Source organism: Pseudomonas sp. PvP028 (assembly GCF_017832255.1).
GTDB classification, from domain to species: Bacteria; Pseudomonadota; Gammaproteobacteria; order Pseudomonadales; family Pseudomonadaceae; genus Aquipseudomonas; species Aquipseudomonas syringae.
This window is the reverse complement of record NZ_JAFIBL010000001.1, coordinates 530297-542973: the sequence shown is the minus strand read 5'-3', so window position 1 is coordinate 542973 and position 12677 is coordinate 530297. Positions and strand designations below refer to the sequence as shown.

14 protein-coding genes are annotated in these 12677 nt (G+C 60.2%); 4 read left to right on the top strand and 10 right to left on the bottom strand.

The annotated features are described in order from the left end of the window. Nucleotides 1-18 precede the first annotated feature (18 nt). Nucleotides 19-1293 carry an ABC transporter substrate-binding protein gene (locus JOE34_RS02495; RefSeq protein ID WP_024663910.1) on the bottom strand — a complete coding sequence of 425 codons (1275 nt, stop codon included), beginning with the start codon at nucleotides 1291-1293 and terminating at the stop codon, nucleotides 19-21. A 167-nt stretch (nucleotides 1294-1460) separates the two neighbouring features. On the opposite strand from JOE34_RS02495, the gene JOE34_RS02490 reads away from it, so the two are divergent. Then, nucleotides 1461-3038: a carbohydrate porin gene (locus JOE34_RS02490; protein WP_057445014.1), complete on the top strand. Its 1578-nt coding sequence runs from the start codon at nucleotides 1461-1463 to the stop codon at nucleotides 3036-3038. A gap of 77 nt (nucleotides 3039-3115) precedes the next feature. On the opposite strand, the gene JOE34_RS02485 is transcribed toward JOE34_RS02490, so the two are convergent. From JOE34_RS02485 to JOE34_RS02475, 3 genes are read right to left on the bottom strand one after another with little or no spacing between them, the layout of a single operon-like run. After that, a complete protein-coding gene (locus tag JOE34_RS02485) occupies nucleotides 3116-4132 on the bottom strand; it encodes an SMP-30/gluconolactonase/LRE family protein (protein ID WP_050511471.1) in 1017 nt (338 codons plus the stop codon). 20 nt (nucleotides 4133-4152) lie between these two features. After that, nucleotides 4153-4722 carry a hypothetical protein gene (locus JOE34_RS02480; RefSeq protein WP_032661040.1) on the bottom strand — a complete coding sequence of 190 codons (570 nt, stop codon included), beginning with the start codon at nucleotides 4720-4722 and terminating at the stop codon, nucleotides 4153-4155. A 56-nt stretch (nucleotides 4723-4778) separates the two neighbouring features. After that, nucleotides 4779-5273, bottom strand: coding sequence for a DUF1440 domain-containing protein (locus tag JOE34_RS02475; RefSeq protein WP_003317801.1), 495 nt, complete (start codon nucleotides 5271-5273; stop codon nucleotides 4779-4781). 133 nt (nucleotides 5274-5406) lie between these two features. On the opposite strand from JOE34_RS02475, the gene JOE34_RS02470 reads away from it, so the two are divergent. From JOE34_RS02470 to JOE34_RS02460, 3 genes are all read left to right on the top strand, one after another. Beyond that, entirely contained in the window at nucleotides 5407-6327 is a 921-nt protein-coding gene (locus tag JOE34_RS02470; protein ID WP_032661043.1) for a LysR family transcriptional regulator, read from the top strand. Between the two features lie 157 nt (nucleotides 6328-6484). Then, nucleotides 6485-6640 carry a hypothetical protein gene (locus JOE34_RS02465; RefSeq protein WP_003317799.1) on the top strand — a complete coding sequence of 52 codons (156 nt, stop codon included), beginning with the start codon at nucleotides 6485-6487 and terminating at the stop codon, nucleotides 6638-6640. A gap of 104 nt (nucleotides 6641-6744) precedes the next feature. Further along, nucleotides 6745-7416 carry a haloacid dehalogenase type II gene (locus tag JOE34_RS02460; RefSeq protein WP_010415660.1) on the top strand — a complete coding sequence of 224 codons (672 nt, stop codon included), beginning with the start codon at nucleotides 6745-6747 and terminating at the stop codon, nucleotides 7414-7416. A 32-nt stretch (nucleotides 7417-7448) separates the two neighbouring features. Here JOE34_RS02460 and JOE34_RS02455 read toward each other — a convergent pair whose 3' ends face one another. The 6 genes from JOE34_RS02455 to JOE34_RS02430 all read right to left on the bottom strand — a co-directional run bounded on the left by JOE34_RS02455 (nucleotide 7449) and on the right by JOE34_RS02430 (nucleotide 12666). Then, on the bottom strand, nucleotides 7449-7892 hold the full coding sequence (locus JOE34_RS02455) for a YetF domain-containing protein (protein WP_003317797.1): 444 nt from the start codon (nucleotides 7890-7892) through the stop codon (nucleotides 7449-7451). A 14-nt stretch (nucleotides 7893-7906) separates the two neighbouring features. After that, complete coding sequence (locus JOE34_RS02450) at nucleotides 7907-8434, bottom strand: hypothetical protein (RefSeq protein WP_024663915.1); 528 nt, start codon at nucleotides 8432-8434, stop codon at nucleotides 7907-7909. A gap of 193 nt (nucleotides 8435-8627) precedes the next feature. Continuing rightward, nucleotides 8628-9770, bottom strand: coding sequence for a M20 family metallopeptidase (locus tag JOE34_RS02445; protein WP_003423119.1), 1143 nt, complete (start codon nucleotides 9768-9770; stop codon nucleotides 8628-8630). 12 nt (nucleotides 9771-9782) lie between these two features. Next, on the bottom strand, nucleotides 9783-10538 hold the full coding sequence (locus JOE34_RS02440) for a glutamine amidotransferase (RefSeq protein ID WP_024663916.1): 756 nt from the start codon (nucleotides 10536-10538) through the stop codon (nucleotides 9783-9785). Continuing rightward, entirely contained in the window at nucleotides 10535-11650 is a 1116-nt protein-coding gene (locus JOE34_RS02435; RefSeq protein ID WP_024663917.1) for a phosphotriesterase-related protein, read from the bottom strand. Before JOE34_RS02435 ends, JOE34_RS02440 begins: the two co-directional genes overlap by 4 nt. Continuing rightward, on the bottom strand, nucleotides 11647-12666 hold the full coding sequence (locus tag JOE34_RS02430; protein WP_010415637.1) for an ABC transporter permease: 1020 nt from the start codon (nucleotides 12664-12666) through the stop codon (nucleotides 11647-11649). Before JOE34_RS02430 ends, JOE34_RS02435 begins: the two co-directional genes overlap by 4 nt. Nucleotides 12667-12677: the final 11 nt, after the last annotated feature.

Genomic DNA, 12677 nt, shown 5'->3' with positions numbered 1-12677 from the left:
GATTTCCTTACGTGTGGCTTACCAGTTCCGGCGTTTGATGCGGGTCAGTTCGCGTTCCAGTTCGACCAGTGCCTGATCGACCGGTATATCGCCCGCCAGCACGCTATGCACCCGATCGAAGAATGCGTTGGAGACGCGTGGGTAGCCGTTGGCCGTGATGGCGGCGGGGCGCATGACCCCGTTGCTGAGGATGCTGTGCAACTGGGGGTAGTAAGGCATCGCCGCGAGCAACTCGGGGTCGGCATACAGGGACTCGATGACCGGGTTGTAGGCACCTGCCAGGGCACGCTGTTTTTGCTGTTGGGCGCTGGTCAGGTAGGCAACCAGTTCTGCCGCAAGTTTGGGGTTGCGGCTGTAGCGCGAAACCGCCAGTCCCCAGCCGCCGAGCGTTGAAGCGTGGGTGCCGTTCGCGCCGCCACTGGGCAGGGGCGCGACGCCGACCTTGTCTTTTATCGCGCTGTCCTTGCTTTGCACCAAGGCCCAGACGTAAGGCCAGTTGCGCATGAACAGCGCATTTCCCGACTGGAATACGCCGCGGCCTTCTTCCTCGGTGTAATTGAGGACGCCGGGCGGGGAGATGTCGCCGACCCAGCTTTTGGCCAGGGTCAGCGCGACTCGTGAGGCCTGGCTGTTGACCACGATGTCTCCGCGCGGGTTGACCAGTCCGCCGTCCGGCTGGCTGCTGATCCATTCCAGGGCGTTGCACGTCAGGCCTTCATAGGCGCGCCCTTGGAACACGTAGCCCCACATAGTGGCGTTCCCGGCATCGCGTTCGGCTTTTTGCACCTTTTTGGCAGTAGCGGTCATGTCCTCCCAGGTTTGGGGGACCGGCTGTTGGTACTTGTCGAGCAGATCCTTGCGGTAGTACAGCAGCCCCGAATCGGTAAACCAGGGCATCGACACCAGCCGGCCGTCGACGGTGGCGTTGTCCACCTGGGCCTGGAAATAGCCTTGTGTCGCAGTCGCCGGAAGCAGTTCGCGCAGGTCCGTCAGGTGTTTGGCGAGCATTCCCGGCCACACCATGTCGATTTGAATGATGTCGATGTCGGTGGACTGGGCACTGAGGATCTGCTGGTAGAACGACAGGCGCTCGGTCGCAGAGTTAGGCGTGGATACCACCTGAACGTTGTTGCCGGTCTGTTTCGACCAGCTATCGACTGCCTCCTTGCACAGTTGCAATTCAGCGCCGACGGCCCCGCACGAGATCGTCAGATCGGCTGCGTTCGACAGCGCAGAAAAACCGGCAGACAGGGTGAGCAGCGCGGCGGGAAGAAGAGATTTCAGCTGTTTCATAGAGCCCTCTTTATTTTTGTTTTTATAAAAGTTAACGTTAACATCGTCAATGTAGCAGCGTATTTTCGATGTGGCACCCTTTTTTCTTCGATTTGCACAATTTTTCGCTGAAGAGAAAAGGCTCGGCCAACGTCACGAAAACAATAAAAACAAAACAGGAAGTCCACATGCAGAACGCATCAAGATGGCTACTCGCAGGGGTACTCGGTACGTCGACAACCGTCGCCCAGGCCGCGACGCTGGAAGAGCGGATGGCCGCATTTGAAGCCCGGGCCAGCGCTGCGGAAAAACGTGCAGCCGCAGCCGAACAGCAGACCCAGGCGCTCGCCCGGGAGCTTCAGCAACTCAAGCTCGCCACCCCCGCTGTGCAGGCTGCCGCGCCCACTTCCACGCCGACTGTGGCAGCCAGTCCCCAGCCCGCTCTGGATGATCGCGTGGCAAAACTCGAAGCCCGCCAGCAAAGCATGGAGAAGCCAAGCGGTGCCGGACACCTCACCGACGGGTTCAGCTTCAAGGGCTATGCTCGCTCCGGTCTGTTGATCAACGACGGTTTGGGCGGCGGTCGCGGCGGGCCTTATACAACCCCCGCAGGTTCGGTCGGTGGAGCAGTCGGGCGTCTGGGTAACGAAGACGACACCTACATGCGCTTCGATCTGTCGAAAGAAATCTATGCGCGGAACGGCACACGCTCCAAGTTCACCGTCTCCATCGCCGATGGCGTTGAAAGCTACAACGACTGGACGGCTACCGAAAGCAAGCTGAACGTGCGTCAGGTATTTACCGAACTCGACCACATCGCCGCCTTCAAGGGTAATTCGGTGTTCGAGAACTCCACCCTGTGGGCCGGCAAGCGCTTCGACAGGGATAATTTCGATATCCACTGGCTGGACTCGGACGTGGTCTTTCTGGCCGGGACCGGTGGCGGTATCTACGATGTGCAGATGACCAAGGACTGGCGCTCGAACTATTCCCTGATCGGACGTAACTATGGAGATTTCAGTGAGGGCGGCGTCGATGCCGATGTGGAAAGCTACATCCTGACCTCCAACCAGTTCTTCGACAATGGTCAGTGGCAGTGGATGTTCAACGCCATTGGCGCAAAGAAAAACGACGTCGGTACGCGCACCAATCAAGCCGGTTTCGCACCCGCAGATTCAGGCTTGCACACCATGTTGGCCAATCACCAGAAGGACTTTTTCGGCCGCGAAGGCTTCTTCAAGACCGCGTTGCTCTATGGGCAGGGCCTGGGTGCACAGGTCAAGGACATTGGCTCGGATGGCGAACTGCTCGACGACGCCCGCGCGTTGCGTCTGGCCATGTATGGCGAGACGCCTATCGCGCCGGGATGGCGCATCGGACCGAGCCTGCTGGCCGAGCAGAGCAAAGACCGCTATGTCAAAGGCGACGACTACCGCTGGCTCACGCTGAACATGCGCCTGGCCAACGAGATCAACAGCAACTTCGAGATGGCCTACGAACTGAGTTGGCAAACCATGGACCTCAACCCCCAAGGCTACCTGCAACGCAATGCGGTCGACGGTAACTTCTGGAAGTTTACGGTTGCGCCGACCTTCAAGCCGGACATGGGTGACCTGCTCACGCGTCCCGAACTGCGAGTCTTCGCAAGTCTCATGAACTGGTCTTCGGACCTGGACCGCTACAGCACGACCGGCAACTTCGGCAAAAGCGACTTCAACGCCGGTGGTGTTTGGCAGTTCGGCATTCAGATGGAGACCTGGTTCTAGACATCGTATTCAAAGCCCGGCGCCGTGTGCCGGGCTTTGAATCGGTCTACTGCTACCCAATGAGCATCGAGGCAGTCTTACTGACCCGCAACGCTCTTCGTCACCTCCACCCTGAGCACCTTGTTGGCAGCGGTAATGTACGCCCAGCTTGTCTGCTCGCTGGAGCAGAACGTCAGGTTGCTGGTATCGGCAGCCGAGACCAGCAGTTTGCCGAGTGGCTTGCCTGCTGCGGAAAACACCTGAATACCTTCCTTGCTGCTGCTCCACAGATTACCAAGCGCGTCGACTGCGATCCCGTCAGGGATGCCGGGCTCGATGTCAGCGAACACTTTGCCGTTGATCAAGCGACCGTCGCGCACCTGATAGACCATGATTCGATGTGCCAGCTTCTTGTTGGTGAAGTCGTGGGCCATTTGTGAGTCGGCCACATAAAGCAGCTGTTGATCCGGCGAGAAGGCCAGGCCGTTGGGTGAGTGGACTTCGGGGGTGTCGAGCCGGGTGATTTCCCCGGTGTCGGGTACGTAGCGATAGATGAACTCGCCGCCTTGCTCGGGCTTGCCGCCATAGCCCTCGCTTTTGCTCAGCACCCCGAAGGTGGGATCGGAAAACCAGAGAGCGCCGCTCTTATCCGCCACGACATCGTTCGGGCTGTTCAGCCGTTTGCCCTGATAGGTGTCGACCAACGTATGCCACTCACCATTGAGCTCCTGCCGCACGATGCCACGCTTGCCATGCGAGGCCGCCACCACTCGGCCCTGGCCGTCGAGCGCATGCCCGTTTTGAAAGTCGGCCTTCTCCAGCCAGGTGGACACGCCGTCCTTTGCTTGCCAGCTGCTGACTTTGTTGGCCTTGATGTCACTCCAGATCAAACGGCCATCGGCCAGGCACAGCGGGCCTTCTGCCCACTTCGCCTGATCGGTCAGCAGCTCGACGCGGGCCTGGGGGGCAACCAGTTGATTGAAGGCTGGATCGATAACCACTTGCCGAACAGGGGCGACGGCGTCGGTTGCGCCTGCTGAACCTGCGGCCAGGAGCGCACCGCCCAATAACCATGAGGAGGGGCGCAGAAAGTATTTTTTACCGGTCGGTTTCATGTGTTCAGGTCCGTAGGCGATCAATAGGCACAGCTGCCGTTGGTACGTTTGTCAGCCGCACCCGGTTTAAGTTTGATGATCAGTTGAACATTGGGTTGATCACCCACGGTGCGCGTCAGGTGGCCTACACGCTCGTCATCCGGACGCGGCCGGGACCGGGTGTCGGCATTGAACTGCATCTCTCCCGGCCCTTGCACCAGCACACTGCCATCGGTGGTTTCCACTGACCATTGCCCCTGCAGGGTGACGACCCATTGTGGCCCCGGCGCGTGGTGCCAGTTGCCGACGTATCCCACCGGCAGCACCGCGTAGGCGATGCTCTCAATATCGTCAGGGGAGACGCCAACCCATTGCGGCGCGGCTGGCGGGGCATAGCTTTTGAACTCCAGGCCTTCCAGGCGGCAGTGGCCCACATGCGTGGCACCTTTTTCGTCAGCCCACAGCGTGGCATACGAAACAGGCGGTTGCAGTTGACCGTTGCTGTGAGTCATTTGCGTAGACTCTTTCGGCACCGATTTCACGTCGGCATTGGCACTCGCCATGCCCGCGCAGGCGGCGCAGGCCAGAGCCAGTGTGTATAGAGATTTCATCGGGTCACTCCGTTTACAGGGAAATTCCATGTGTCTGTCGCAAGGCAGCGCGCTGCTCAGGCCGGTCGGGTGTGAGGCAGCCAGCGCTGCTGCAAGTCCCGCCGTATGACTTCGATCACCCACATCCACAGCAAGTGCCCGAACGTTTCAGACAGCAACTCCGACGCGGGCAGCTCCCACAGCGGCGGTGCCCAATGAAACGCTGGCAGGATGACGCCGTGAAACCCCAGGGTCATCAACAGGCCGAAACCCAGACCCTGCCACAGGGCTGTGCGCGGATACCTGAGTACCAGCAGGCAATAGAACATGGCGAAGAAGATGGAAAAGCCATGGTGGACCAGAGCACTGCCGTAATTCACCACATGCTCGGAATACACATAAGTCAGCTGCTGAGCGTTGATGCCCAGCGAATCAAGCATCTCCACGGGCGGGACCGGGCGGTCCGGCGTGCGAGGCGGGAAGGGTATTTCCGTGCCCCATTTGATGAAACTGGAAACATTGCCCCCGACAAAGCCGGCCAGTGCGGCGACACCATACGCTCGCGTGTTCAAATCAGCGCCCCTTCTTCGATAGACCAGGCTGTGAGCGACCTCGCCCCTAGCCGTTGAACCATGAAGTATGTGCAACGCTCATTTATTTGTAACATACTAATTTTATAGCTCATTGATACTAAAAAAATATCAGATGATTGATTTGAAATTGATGCGTCAGTACGTGGTGGTCGCTGAAACCTTGAATTTTCGCAAGGCCGCGCAGCGCTTGAACATGTCACAGCCGCCCCTGAGCGTTGCGATTCGTCGTCTGGAAGAATGTCTGGGCGTGCAGTTGTTGCAGCGCAGTACGCGCTCCACGCAATTGACCGCCGCGGGCGTTGTGTTTCTGGCCGAGGCGCGGCAGACGCTGTTGCAGGCCGAACGGGCCTGTGAAATGGCACGTCGCTCAGCGGCAGGCATGATCGGTACGATTCGCCTGGGCTTTGTCGACAGCGTGGTCGATGGTTTACTGCCGGCGCTGCTGCGTCGCTATCAGGCCGCGAACCCGAACGTCGATATTCAACTGCAGGAGGCCACCCCACCCGAGCAGCTTGAAGGCCTGCGCAATGACCGGCTGGACGTCGGCATTCTGGTGTTGCCGGTCATCGACCCGGGCAACATCCAGATCGAGCCGTTGTTCGAGGACCGCATGGTTGCGGTGCTGCCGCAGGATCATCCCTTGGCCGAGCAGACATCCATCGGTCTTGCGGCGTTGGCAGACCAACCCTGGATTCTGTTCGCCCCGCATCATGGCCCGGGCATGCACTCGCACATTCTGCTGGCCTGCGCCAGTGCAGGCTTTACCCCTCGAGTCGTGCAACAGCCTCGCCAGATGCAGACCACGGCTGCGCTGGTGGCTGGGGGAATGGGCGTGGCGCTCATGCCGCAGCGCTATGCCCGACGACAGCCGGGGCGGTTGGCCTGTCGTGAGCTGACGGGCCCGGGTACACCTGTCGCCTATGTGCTGGCGCTGGCGTATCGCGAGCTGTCTCCGTGTGCGCAGTCCTTGCGCGAAGTGATCATGGAGCTGGTTCAGTCGCCGGCGTTCAAGCTGGCGTCCGCCGAGTCATGACACCGTCGCCTGGGCTCAGGCCCAAACCCGCTATTCGCATGCCGGTTCAAATGCACTGAACGCCTTGCTACGCCCTGACTCCAAATCTTGCCCCGGCGCTCAAACCCAAGCATCACGTCGATGGGTGTTCGAATCCTCTGCCAATCAAGGAATTCCCATGACCGATCCACGTAACGTTGCCCACGACAAAAAAGTCCAGCAAGAGAAAAAGAACCACGGCGAAGAAATCGCGCCGAATGCCGAGCATGCGCCTCAGCCAGGCATGAAGCCGGCACTCAAGCATGATGATGACGAGCAGGAAGAGCAGGCGTAAGCCAGTGATCTGATCGTGACCTTTGGCGGTGCTGGCTGATGTCAGCATCCGCTGGGCGCCGCCTTCGAGGTCAGCACTTCAGGCAGGCAACAGGGGCTCATAGCATGCTCAAACACATCATTTTTGACGTAAACGAGACGCTGCTGGATCTGGCCGCGCTCGACGCTTTCTTCGAGGGACTGTTCGGTGACAGCCGTTTGCGCACCGAATGGTTCCTGACGCTGCAAGAGTGCTGGATGACCAACACCATAACCGGCCAGTACCAGGCGTTTGGTGATCTGGCGCAGGGCGCTTTGAGAATGGTTGCCGCACGGCACCAGGTGGAAGTGGGCGACGATCAGTGCAAAGCCCTGGCTGCCGGCATCAAATCTCTTCCTGCGCACAAGGACGTTCATCAGGCACTGCAGTTATTGAACGACAACGGATTTGTGCTCATTGCCCTGAGTAATGGCGCGCTGGAGGCGCTGCAGCAACAGCTCGAATTTGCAGGGTTGACCGACTGCTTCGAGCACATCATGGCAGGCAGCGAAATCAGTCAATTCAAGCCAGCCGCGGCAACCTACCAAATGGTCGCACAGCGCCTGGGCATCGCCACCGATCAGATGATCATGGTCGCTGCGCACGCCTGGGACATCGCCGGGGCTGCCAAGGCCGGGTGTCGCACCGCGTTTGTCGAGCGTCCGGGAAAGGTGCTCAACCCGATCGGCACCCAGCCTGACTTGATCGGTAAAGATGTTCAGGATGTCGCCATTAAACTCTGCGCAGGTAAGTTTTAGCGCTGATTCGCGAGTCGTCCTCAAGCCGTCCCTTATTTAAAGGGGATGACCGATATCTCGCCATTCCTTTCAATGATCGCGTACCTGATGTCCTTCATCTCCACGATCCCTTGCGTGGTTCGTGCTGCCTCCATCACATCTGATTCACTGATGCGCGCCTCTCTCATCCGTTTGGTCAGTGGCTTGCCGTCTTCCACGATCACAGTAGGGCCGCCATCCAGAAACTTTGCCAGCCGCTTCGATCGACGTTTGGCCAGGGAAAAGCCGACGTCTATGGCGATAAGCGTGGAGATGATCAGTATCGCGTTAGTCACCGAAAAATCATCGCCCAGCAGCGCTTGCTGAGTGGCCTCGCCAATGATCAGCAACAAGACAAAATCGAAGGTGGTGAGGTCGGTAAGGGAGCGGCGTCCGGCAACACGAAACAAGACCATCAAGACAAAATAAATCGCTGCTGCTCTGAGCACGGCATCCATAAATCGCTTTCTCTCTACGGGTAGATAAACCTGGGCATCGGCAGCGTTTCGCCACCCAGCATATGCATTTGCCCTCGGTACAGTCCCACCCCGTTACTGCGAACAGTCAGGTACAAAGTGGCTAAACCGTCCCTGTCAGCCTGCATCGGAATGACCAGATCACGGCCTTCGCTGTGAAGGGGCGCAGGCTGGGGATTAAGTTTCTCGATCGACACGCCTTCGAGCAGCCCACTGCCAACGACCAGATAACGCATTTCGGAGGGGGCGCCTTTGGACGTGACAATCATATCGTCCTGACTGCCGTTGCGGCTGAAACGCTCGTAGCTCACCTGCAGTTTGCCGTCTGCCGTTTGAGGCTCGACCTGGCTCAACGGCCCTTTGGAAAACAAGCCGGCCAGGGTCAGCACTATCAGTACAATCAGGCCTGCCCAGCCGATGCGCTCAAAGCGCCAGACTCGACGCTGCTGCGCCATATCTTCCTGGACGGGATATGACCGGCTGCGGAACTCATGGTCGTCCGCCTCATCACCGCGTAGTGCCATTAACGTGCTGTCCATTAGGGAAATTTTGTAGGCACCTTATTACGCGTTCACCCCGTCCGCTGTCCAGAACGGTTTACATCCTTGTCATGGCTATGGCCGTTCCGGGTGAGTGGCCGCCTTGCGCAGCCGGTTCGAATGTGAGTCGAGCGAATGCCGACGAGGAGGGCTATGAAGGGCTGGTGAGAGTCTTGCGTCAGTCGTTCATCGGCGCGTGCATGGCTGTCCAGTCTTCGATCAATCCGGCATACAGCTCGACGCATTGGTGGAGTTTGTCGACTTCACAATACTCATCGACCTTGTGCGCCATGCTGGGCTCTCCCGGACCGAGAATAAGGGTGGGCGGATAGCCGATGGCGGGGAGCAGCACCGCGGCATCGGTAAAGTAGGGCACCGCCTTTTCCTCCAGAGGGGCGTCATGCAAGGCCTGACAGCGTGCAAAAACCTGCTGCACCCACGGCTCGTCGGGGCTGGCACAAATACCAGGCAGATCAATCAGGGTGCTCAGCTCCGCGCGGCTGCCCAGATGGGCCGCCAGCCGTCCGCGAATTTCATCGTGGTCCAGATTCGGTGCAGTGCGCAGGTCCAGGGTGAACGCTGCGTAGTCCGGCACCGAGTTGATGTTCAGGCCGCCGCTGATAGTGCCGACGTTCAGCGTCGGCTTGCGCATGAGTGGATGTGCAGGGCCTACTTCAAAGGTCTGCGCGCGGCCAATGTGTTCGGCGGCCAGGTAGATAGCGTTCACGCCTTCTTCCGGCATGGCGCCATGGGCCGTCAGGCCATGGCTGGCGCAGCGCAGCCATAACGCGCCTTTGTGCCCGAGTATCGGGTAGTTGGCCGTCGGCTCTCCGATCAGCAGTGCGCCCAGCTCACCGAGCAAATGGGGCGCGTCACTGCACAGGGCCTTGGCGCCGTCACAGCCGGTTTCCTCTCCGCCGGTGAGTATCAGCCGAACGCCGGGCCCGCGCCGAATGGAATCACGGCTGCGCTGGCAGGCCACGATGAAGGCGGCAATGCCCGCTTTCATGTCGCTGGACCCTCGCCCGTACAGCCGGCCATCGACGATCTCACCGGCAAACGGCGAGTGACTCCAAATGGCATTGCCGAGCGGTACGGTATCCAGGTGGCCGGTGAACCCCAGCGGTTTGCCGTGTCCGTCGCCCTCAAGCCAGGCGACCAGATTGAAACGGCGCTCACCGAAACGCTGCAGCTCGCAGACAAACCCGTGGCGGGTCAGCTGTTCGGCAAGAAAAGCCGCACACGCTTCTTCATCGCCCGGCGGGTTGAGGGTCTGGAACGCCAGCAGGGCTCGGGTCAGGGCTATCGGGTCATCAAGCATCGGAGCCTCCGGTCAGGTGCGGCGAGTCAGCCAGTCCAGGCTGTTGATCCAGAAGCGGCGATAGCCTTCCCAGTCGAGAAACGCTTCTGGCAGCCAGTGTTCGGAAAGGTCGCTGGTCCACGCCAGAGTGCGTCCGGCACCGACCTCACGCGCGGCGAGCAGCGGGTGCTGAGAGCCTTCGACGGTGGCCAGCAATTGAGCTTCGGGATGCAATTCAACTTCGTTGTAGCCAAGCAGGTACGGCCATTCGCCGCCCAGGCCTTGCAGTATCGGGTGACCACTGTTGATCTGCGGCAGAAAGCCTTCCGGCACTTCGACACGATCGTCGTAAGGCAGGCAGCGCACGGGCAAGACTTCCTCGACAGGCGTTCCGCGGTAGCGTGCGCCGCCGTTGATGCCTTGAAAGCTGAAGTAGCCGCCGACCATCATCAATGCGCCGCCCTGCAAAACGTACTCGCGCAGGGCTTTGAGCCGGTTGGGTGTACGCTTGCCACGCAGCCAGGTGTCCGGGTGCAGCAGCAGGGTATTGGCACCGATGTCGGAGAGGATCACCGCCTGATACTGACTGAGTGCTTCAACTGTGGCCGGAAAGTCGGTCTGGGCCTGATCGGCGCACATCTGCGTGATTTTATAGTCGCTGTCTGCCATCGCCGCGAGCAAGCGCCGCGCGCCATTGTGCGCAGTGACGCTGTCGAACTGATCGAAGCCTTTGATGTGGGTTGACGTGCTGACCCATGATTCGCCAGCCAGCAATACGGACTGTTTCATGACGTTGCATTCCTCTGCGATGAAAAAGGAGCCTGGAAGCCGCGCTGGAAGACCCGGCGCGGGTTGTCGATCAAAAGGTTTTCGAGCTGTTCACCGGTAACGCCATGACGGCGCAGGCGCGGGACAAAGTGTTTCAGCAGGTAGCCATAACCATGGCCGCCGTAACGGGTCAGCATGGTTTTCAGAAAGACGTCCTGAGACAGCAGCACCTGCGAGCCGAAGCCGTGCTCGATCAGGGCGACGATGGCCCGTGCGTTTTCTTCATCGCTGGGCGACTGTGCGTGCTCGTCGGCGAAGTAGTAACCCATGCCGATCATGTCGTATTCCAGAAACGCGCCGCGTGCCGCCAGCGCATGCTGATAGGCAGGGTCGCTGTGGCTCGGGTTCATGTGGCACAGCACTGTGTGGCGCAGGTCGGCGCCTTCTGCCTCAACGATGTCCAGTACCCGGTGGCCGAGACGCTCCCAGCCAGGCAGATGCACCGAGAGCGGCACGCCGGTCGCGGCACTTGCACGGGCTGCGGCGCGCAGTGATTTCTCTTCGTCAGCCGTGAATGCGGCAGAAACACCAATCTCACCGATCAGGCCGGCAATCACCTCCGGCTTCTCTGCACCGCCGCCCACGTCATGAATGATCTGCTCCGTCAGTTGTTCAACCGAGCGTTCGTGCACGTAATGCGGGTGCGAGGGCTCCAGATAGAAACCGGCACCCATGATGATGTTCAGGCCGGTCAGACGGGAAATCCGCTGCAAGGCCTGCGGGTCGCGGCCGATGCCCAGATTGGTCGGATCGACCACCGTTTCCCCGCCCAGCGCCCGGTACTTCAGCAGTTCTTCGCACGCGAGGTCGACATCGAACAACTGACAATTGTCGCGGCTGACCAACGGGTTCATGTGCAGCTCGCCGAGCAGTTCGATGCTCACCGGGCGCTCGGCCAGGTGCCGTTCGCCGCAGCAACTGGGTGCGACCCATTTGCCCGAAGCGTCGAGCAGAATGTGTTCGTGCATCAGGGTGACGCCAAGACGCTCGACCGGCACTGGCCCCAGCACGGTCATGGCATGGCCGCTGTCGACGCCGAGGGGCAGGGGGGAAGGATGACGAAACAGGCTCATGCTCCAGCCCTCCCGAGTGGGCGGCCGGTACGTAGAATGCGCGTGTTCAGCCAGATCGCCAGCAGTACGATCAGGCCCGTGGCGATTTGCGTGTAAAACGGTGAGACGTGGGCCAGAATCAGCCCGTTCTTGATTGCAGCCATGGTGAGCACCCCTAACAGTGTGCCGACAATCGTGCCGAAGCCACCGAACAGGCTGGTGCTGCCGAGGACCACGGCGGCAATCACTTCCAGTTCGAAACCTTCGCCCTGATTCGAGGAGCCACTGCCCAGCCTGGCCGTGACGATCATGCCGGCCAGGGCGGCCGCCATGCCACTGAGCATGTAGACCCGCAGCAGCACACCGCGATGATTCACCCCGGCGCGGCGCACGCTTTCAGCGTTGGCACCGATGCTCGTGAGGTAGCGGCCAAAGCGCATTTTGCCGAGCACCAGCACCCCGCCCAGTGTGACCAGCAAGGCCAGCCAGGCGGTCAGCGGCACGCCGAGAAACCAGCCGCGCCCCAGGGCCAGAAACGCCGTTTCCTCGCGTGGAACGGGGATCGAATAGCCTTGCGTCAGCAGCATCGCCAGGCCACGAATAATGGTCAGGGTGGCCAGGGTGACGATAAAGGCCGGGATGCCCGCGTAGGCGATGAAGTAGCCGTTCAGCGCGCCGATCATCGCGCCCACAGCAAGCCCGCCGAGCAGAACCAGCGGCCAGGGCAGGTGCCAGGCGTTGAGCGCCATGGCCGCCAGCGCACCGACCAGCGCCAGGGTCGAGCCGACCGACAGGTCGATGCCGCCGGTGGTGACCACCAGCGTCATTGCCACCGCGACAATCAGCAACGGTGCGTTTTGCCGGATAACGTTGAGCAGGTTGGCGCCGCTTAAAAAGTTATCGGTCACCAGCGCGAACAGCACAAAGCACAGGGCGAAAAACAGGCCGATGCTGACCACGCCGGGAAAATCGTGCAGCAGGCGCTTGAACAGCGACTGCGGCAGAATGCGTTGGCGCGTGAGATCGAGCGTTTTCATGGCGTCATATC

What these genes read in the sequence shown, in the direction of transcription:
- JOE34_RS02495 (WP_024663910.1), bottom strand. Translation starts at nt 1,293, where the DNA reads ATGAAACAGCTGAAATCTCTTCTTCCCGCCGCGCTGCTCACCCTGTCT.
- JOE34_RS02490 (WP_057445014.1), top strand. Translation starts at nt 1,461, where the DNA reads ATGCAGAACGCATCAAGATGGCTACTCGCAGGGGTACTCGGTACGTCG.
- JOE34_RS02485 (WP_050511471.1), bottom strand. Translation starts at nt 4,132, where the DNA reads ATGAAACCGACCGGTAAAAAATACTTTCTGCGCCCCTCCTCATGGTTA.
- JOE34_RS02480 (WP_032661040.1), bottom strand. Translation starts at nt 4,722, where the DNA reads ATGAAATCTCTATACACACTGGCTCTGGCCTGCGCCGCCTGCGCGGGC.
- JOE34_RS02470 (WP_032661043.1), top strand. Translation starts at nt 5,407, where the DNA reads ATGATTGATTTGAAATTGATGCGTCAGTACGTGGTGGTCGCTGAAACC.
- JOE34_RS02465 (WP_003317799.1), top strand. Translation starts at nt 6,485, where the DNA reads ATGACCGATCCACGTAACGTTGCCCACGACAAAAAAGTCCAGCAAGAG.
- JOE34_RS02460 (WP_010415660.1), top strand. Translation starts at nt 6,745, where the DNA reads ATGCTCAAACACATCATTTTTGACGTAAACGAGACGCTGCTGGATCTG.
- JOE34_RS02455 (WP_003317797.1), bottom strand. Translation starts at nt 7,892, where the DNA reads ATGGATGCCGTGCTCAGAGCAGCAGCGATTTATTTTGTCTTGATGGTC.
- JOE34_RS02450 (WP_024663915.1), bottom strand. Translation starts at nt 8,434, where the DNA reads ATGGCACTACGCGGTGATGAGGCGGACGACCATGAGTTCCGCAGCCGG.
- JOE34_RS02445 (WP_003423119.1), bottom strand. Translation starts at nt 9,770, where the DNA reads ATGCTTGATGACCCGATAGCCCTGACCCGAGCCCTGCTGGCGTTCCAG.
- JOE34_RS02440 (WP_024663916.1), bottom strand. Translation starts at nt 10,538, where the DNA reads ATGAAACAGTCCGTATTGCTGGCTGGCGAATCATGGGTCAGCACGTCA.
- JOE34_RS02435 (WP_024663917.1), bottom strand. Translation starts at nt 11,650, where the DNA reads ATGAGCCTGTTTCGTCATCCTTCCCCCCTGCCCCTCGGCGTCGACAGC.
- JOE34_RS02430 (WP_010415637.1), bottom strand. Translation starts at nt 12,666, where the DNA reads ATGAAAACGCTCGATCTCACGCGCCAACGCATTCTGCCGCAGTCGCTG.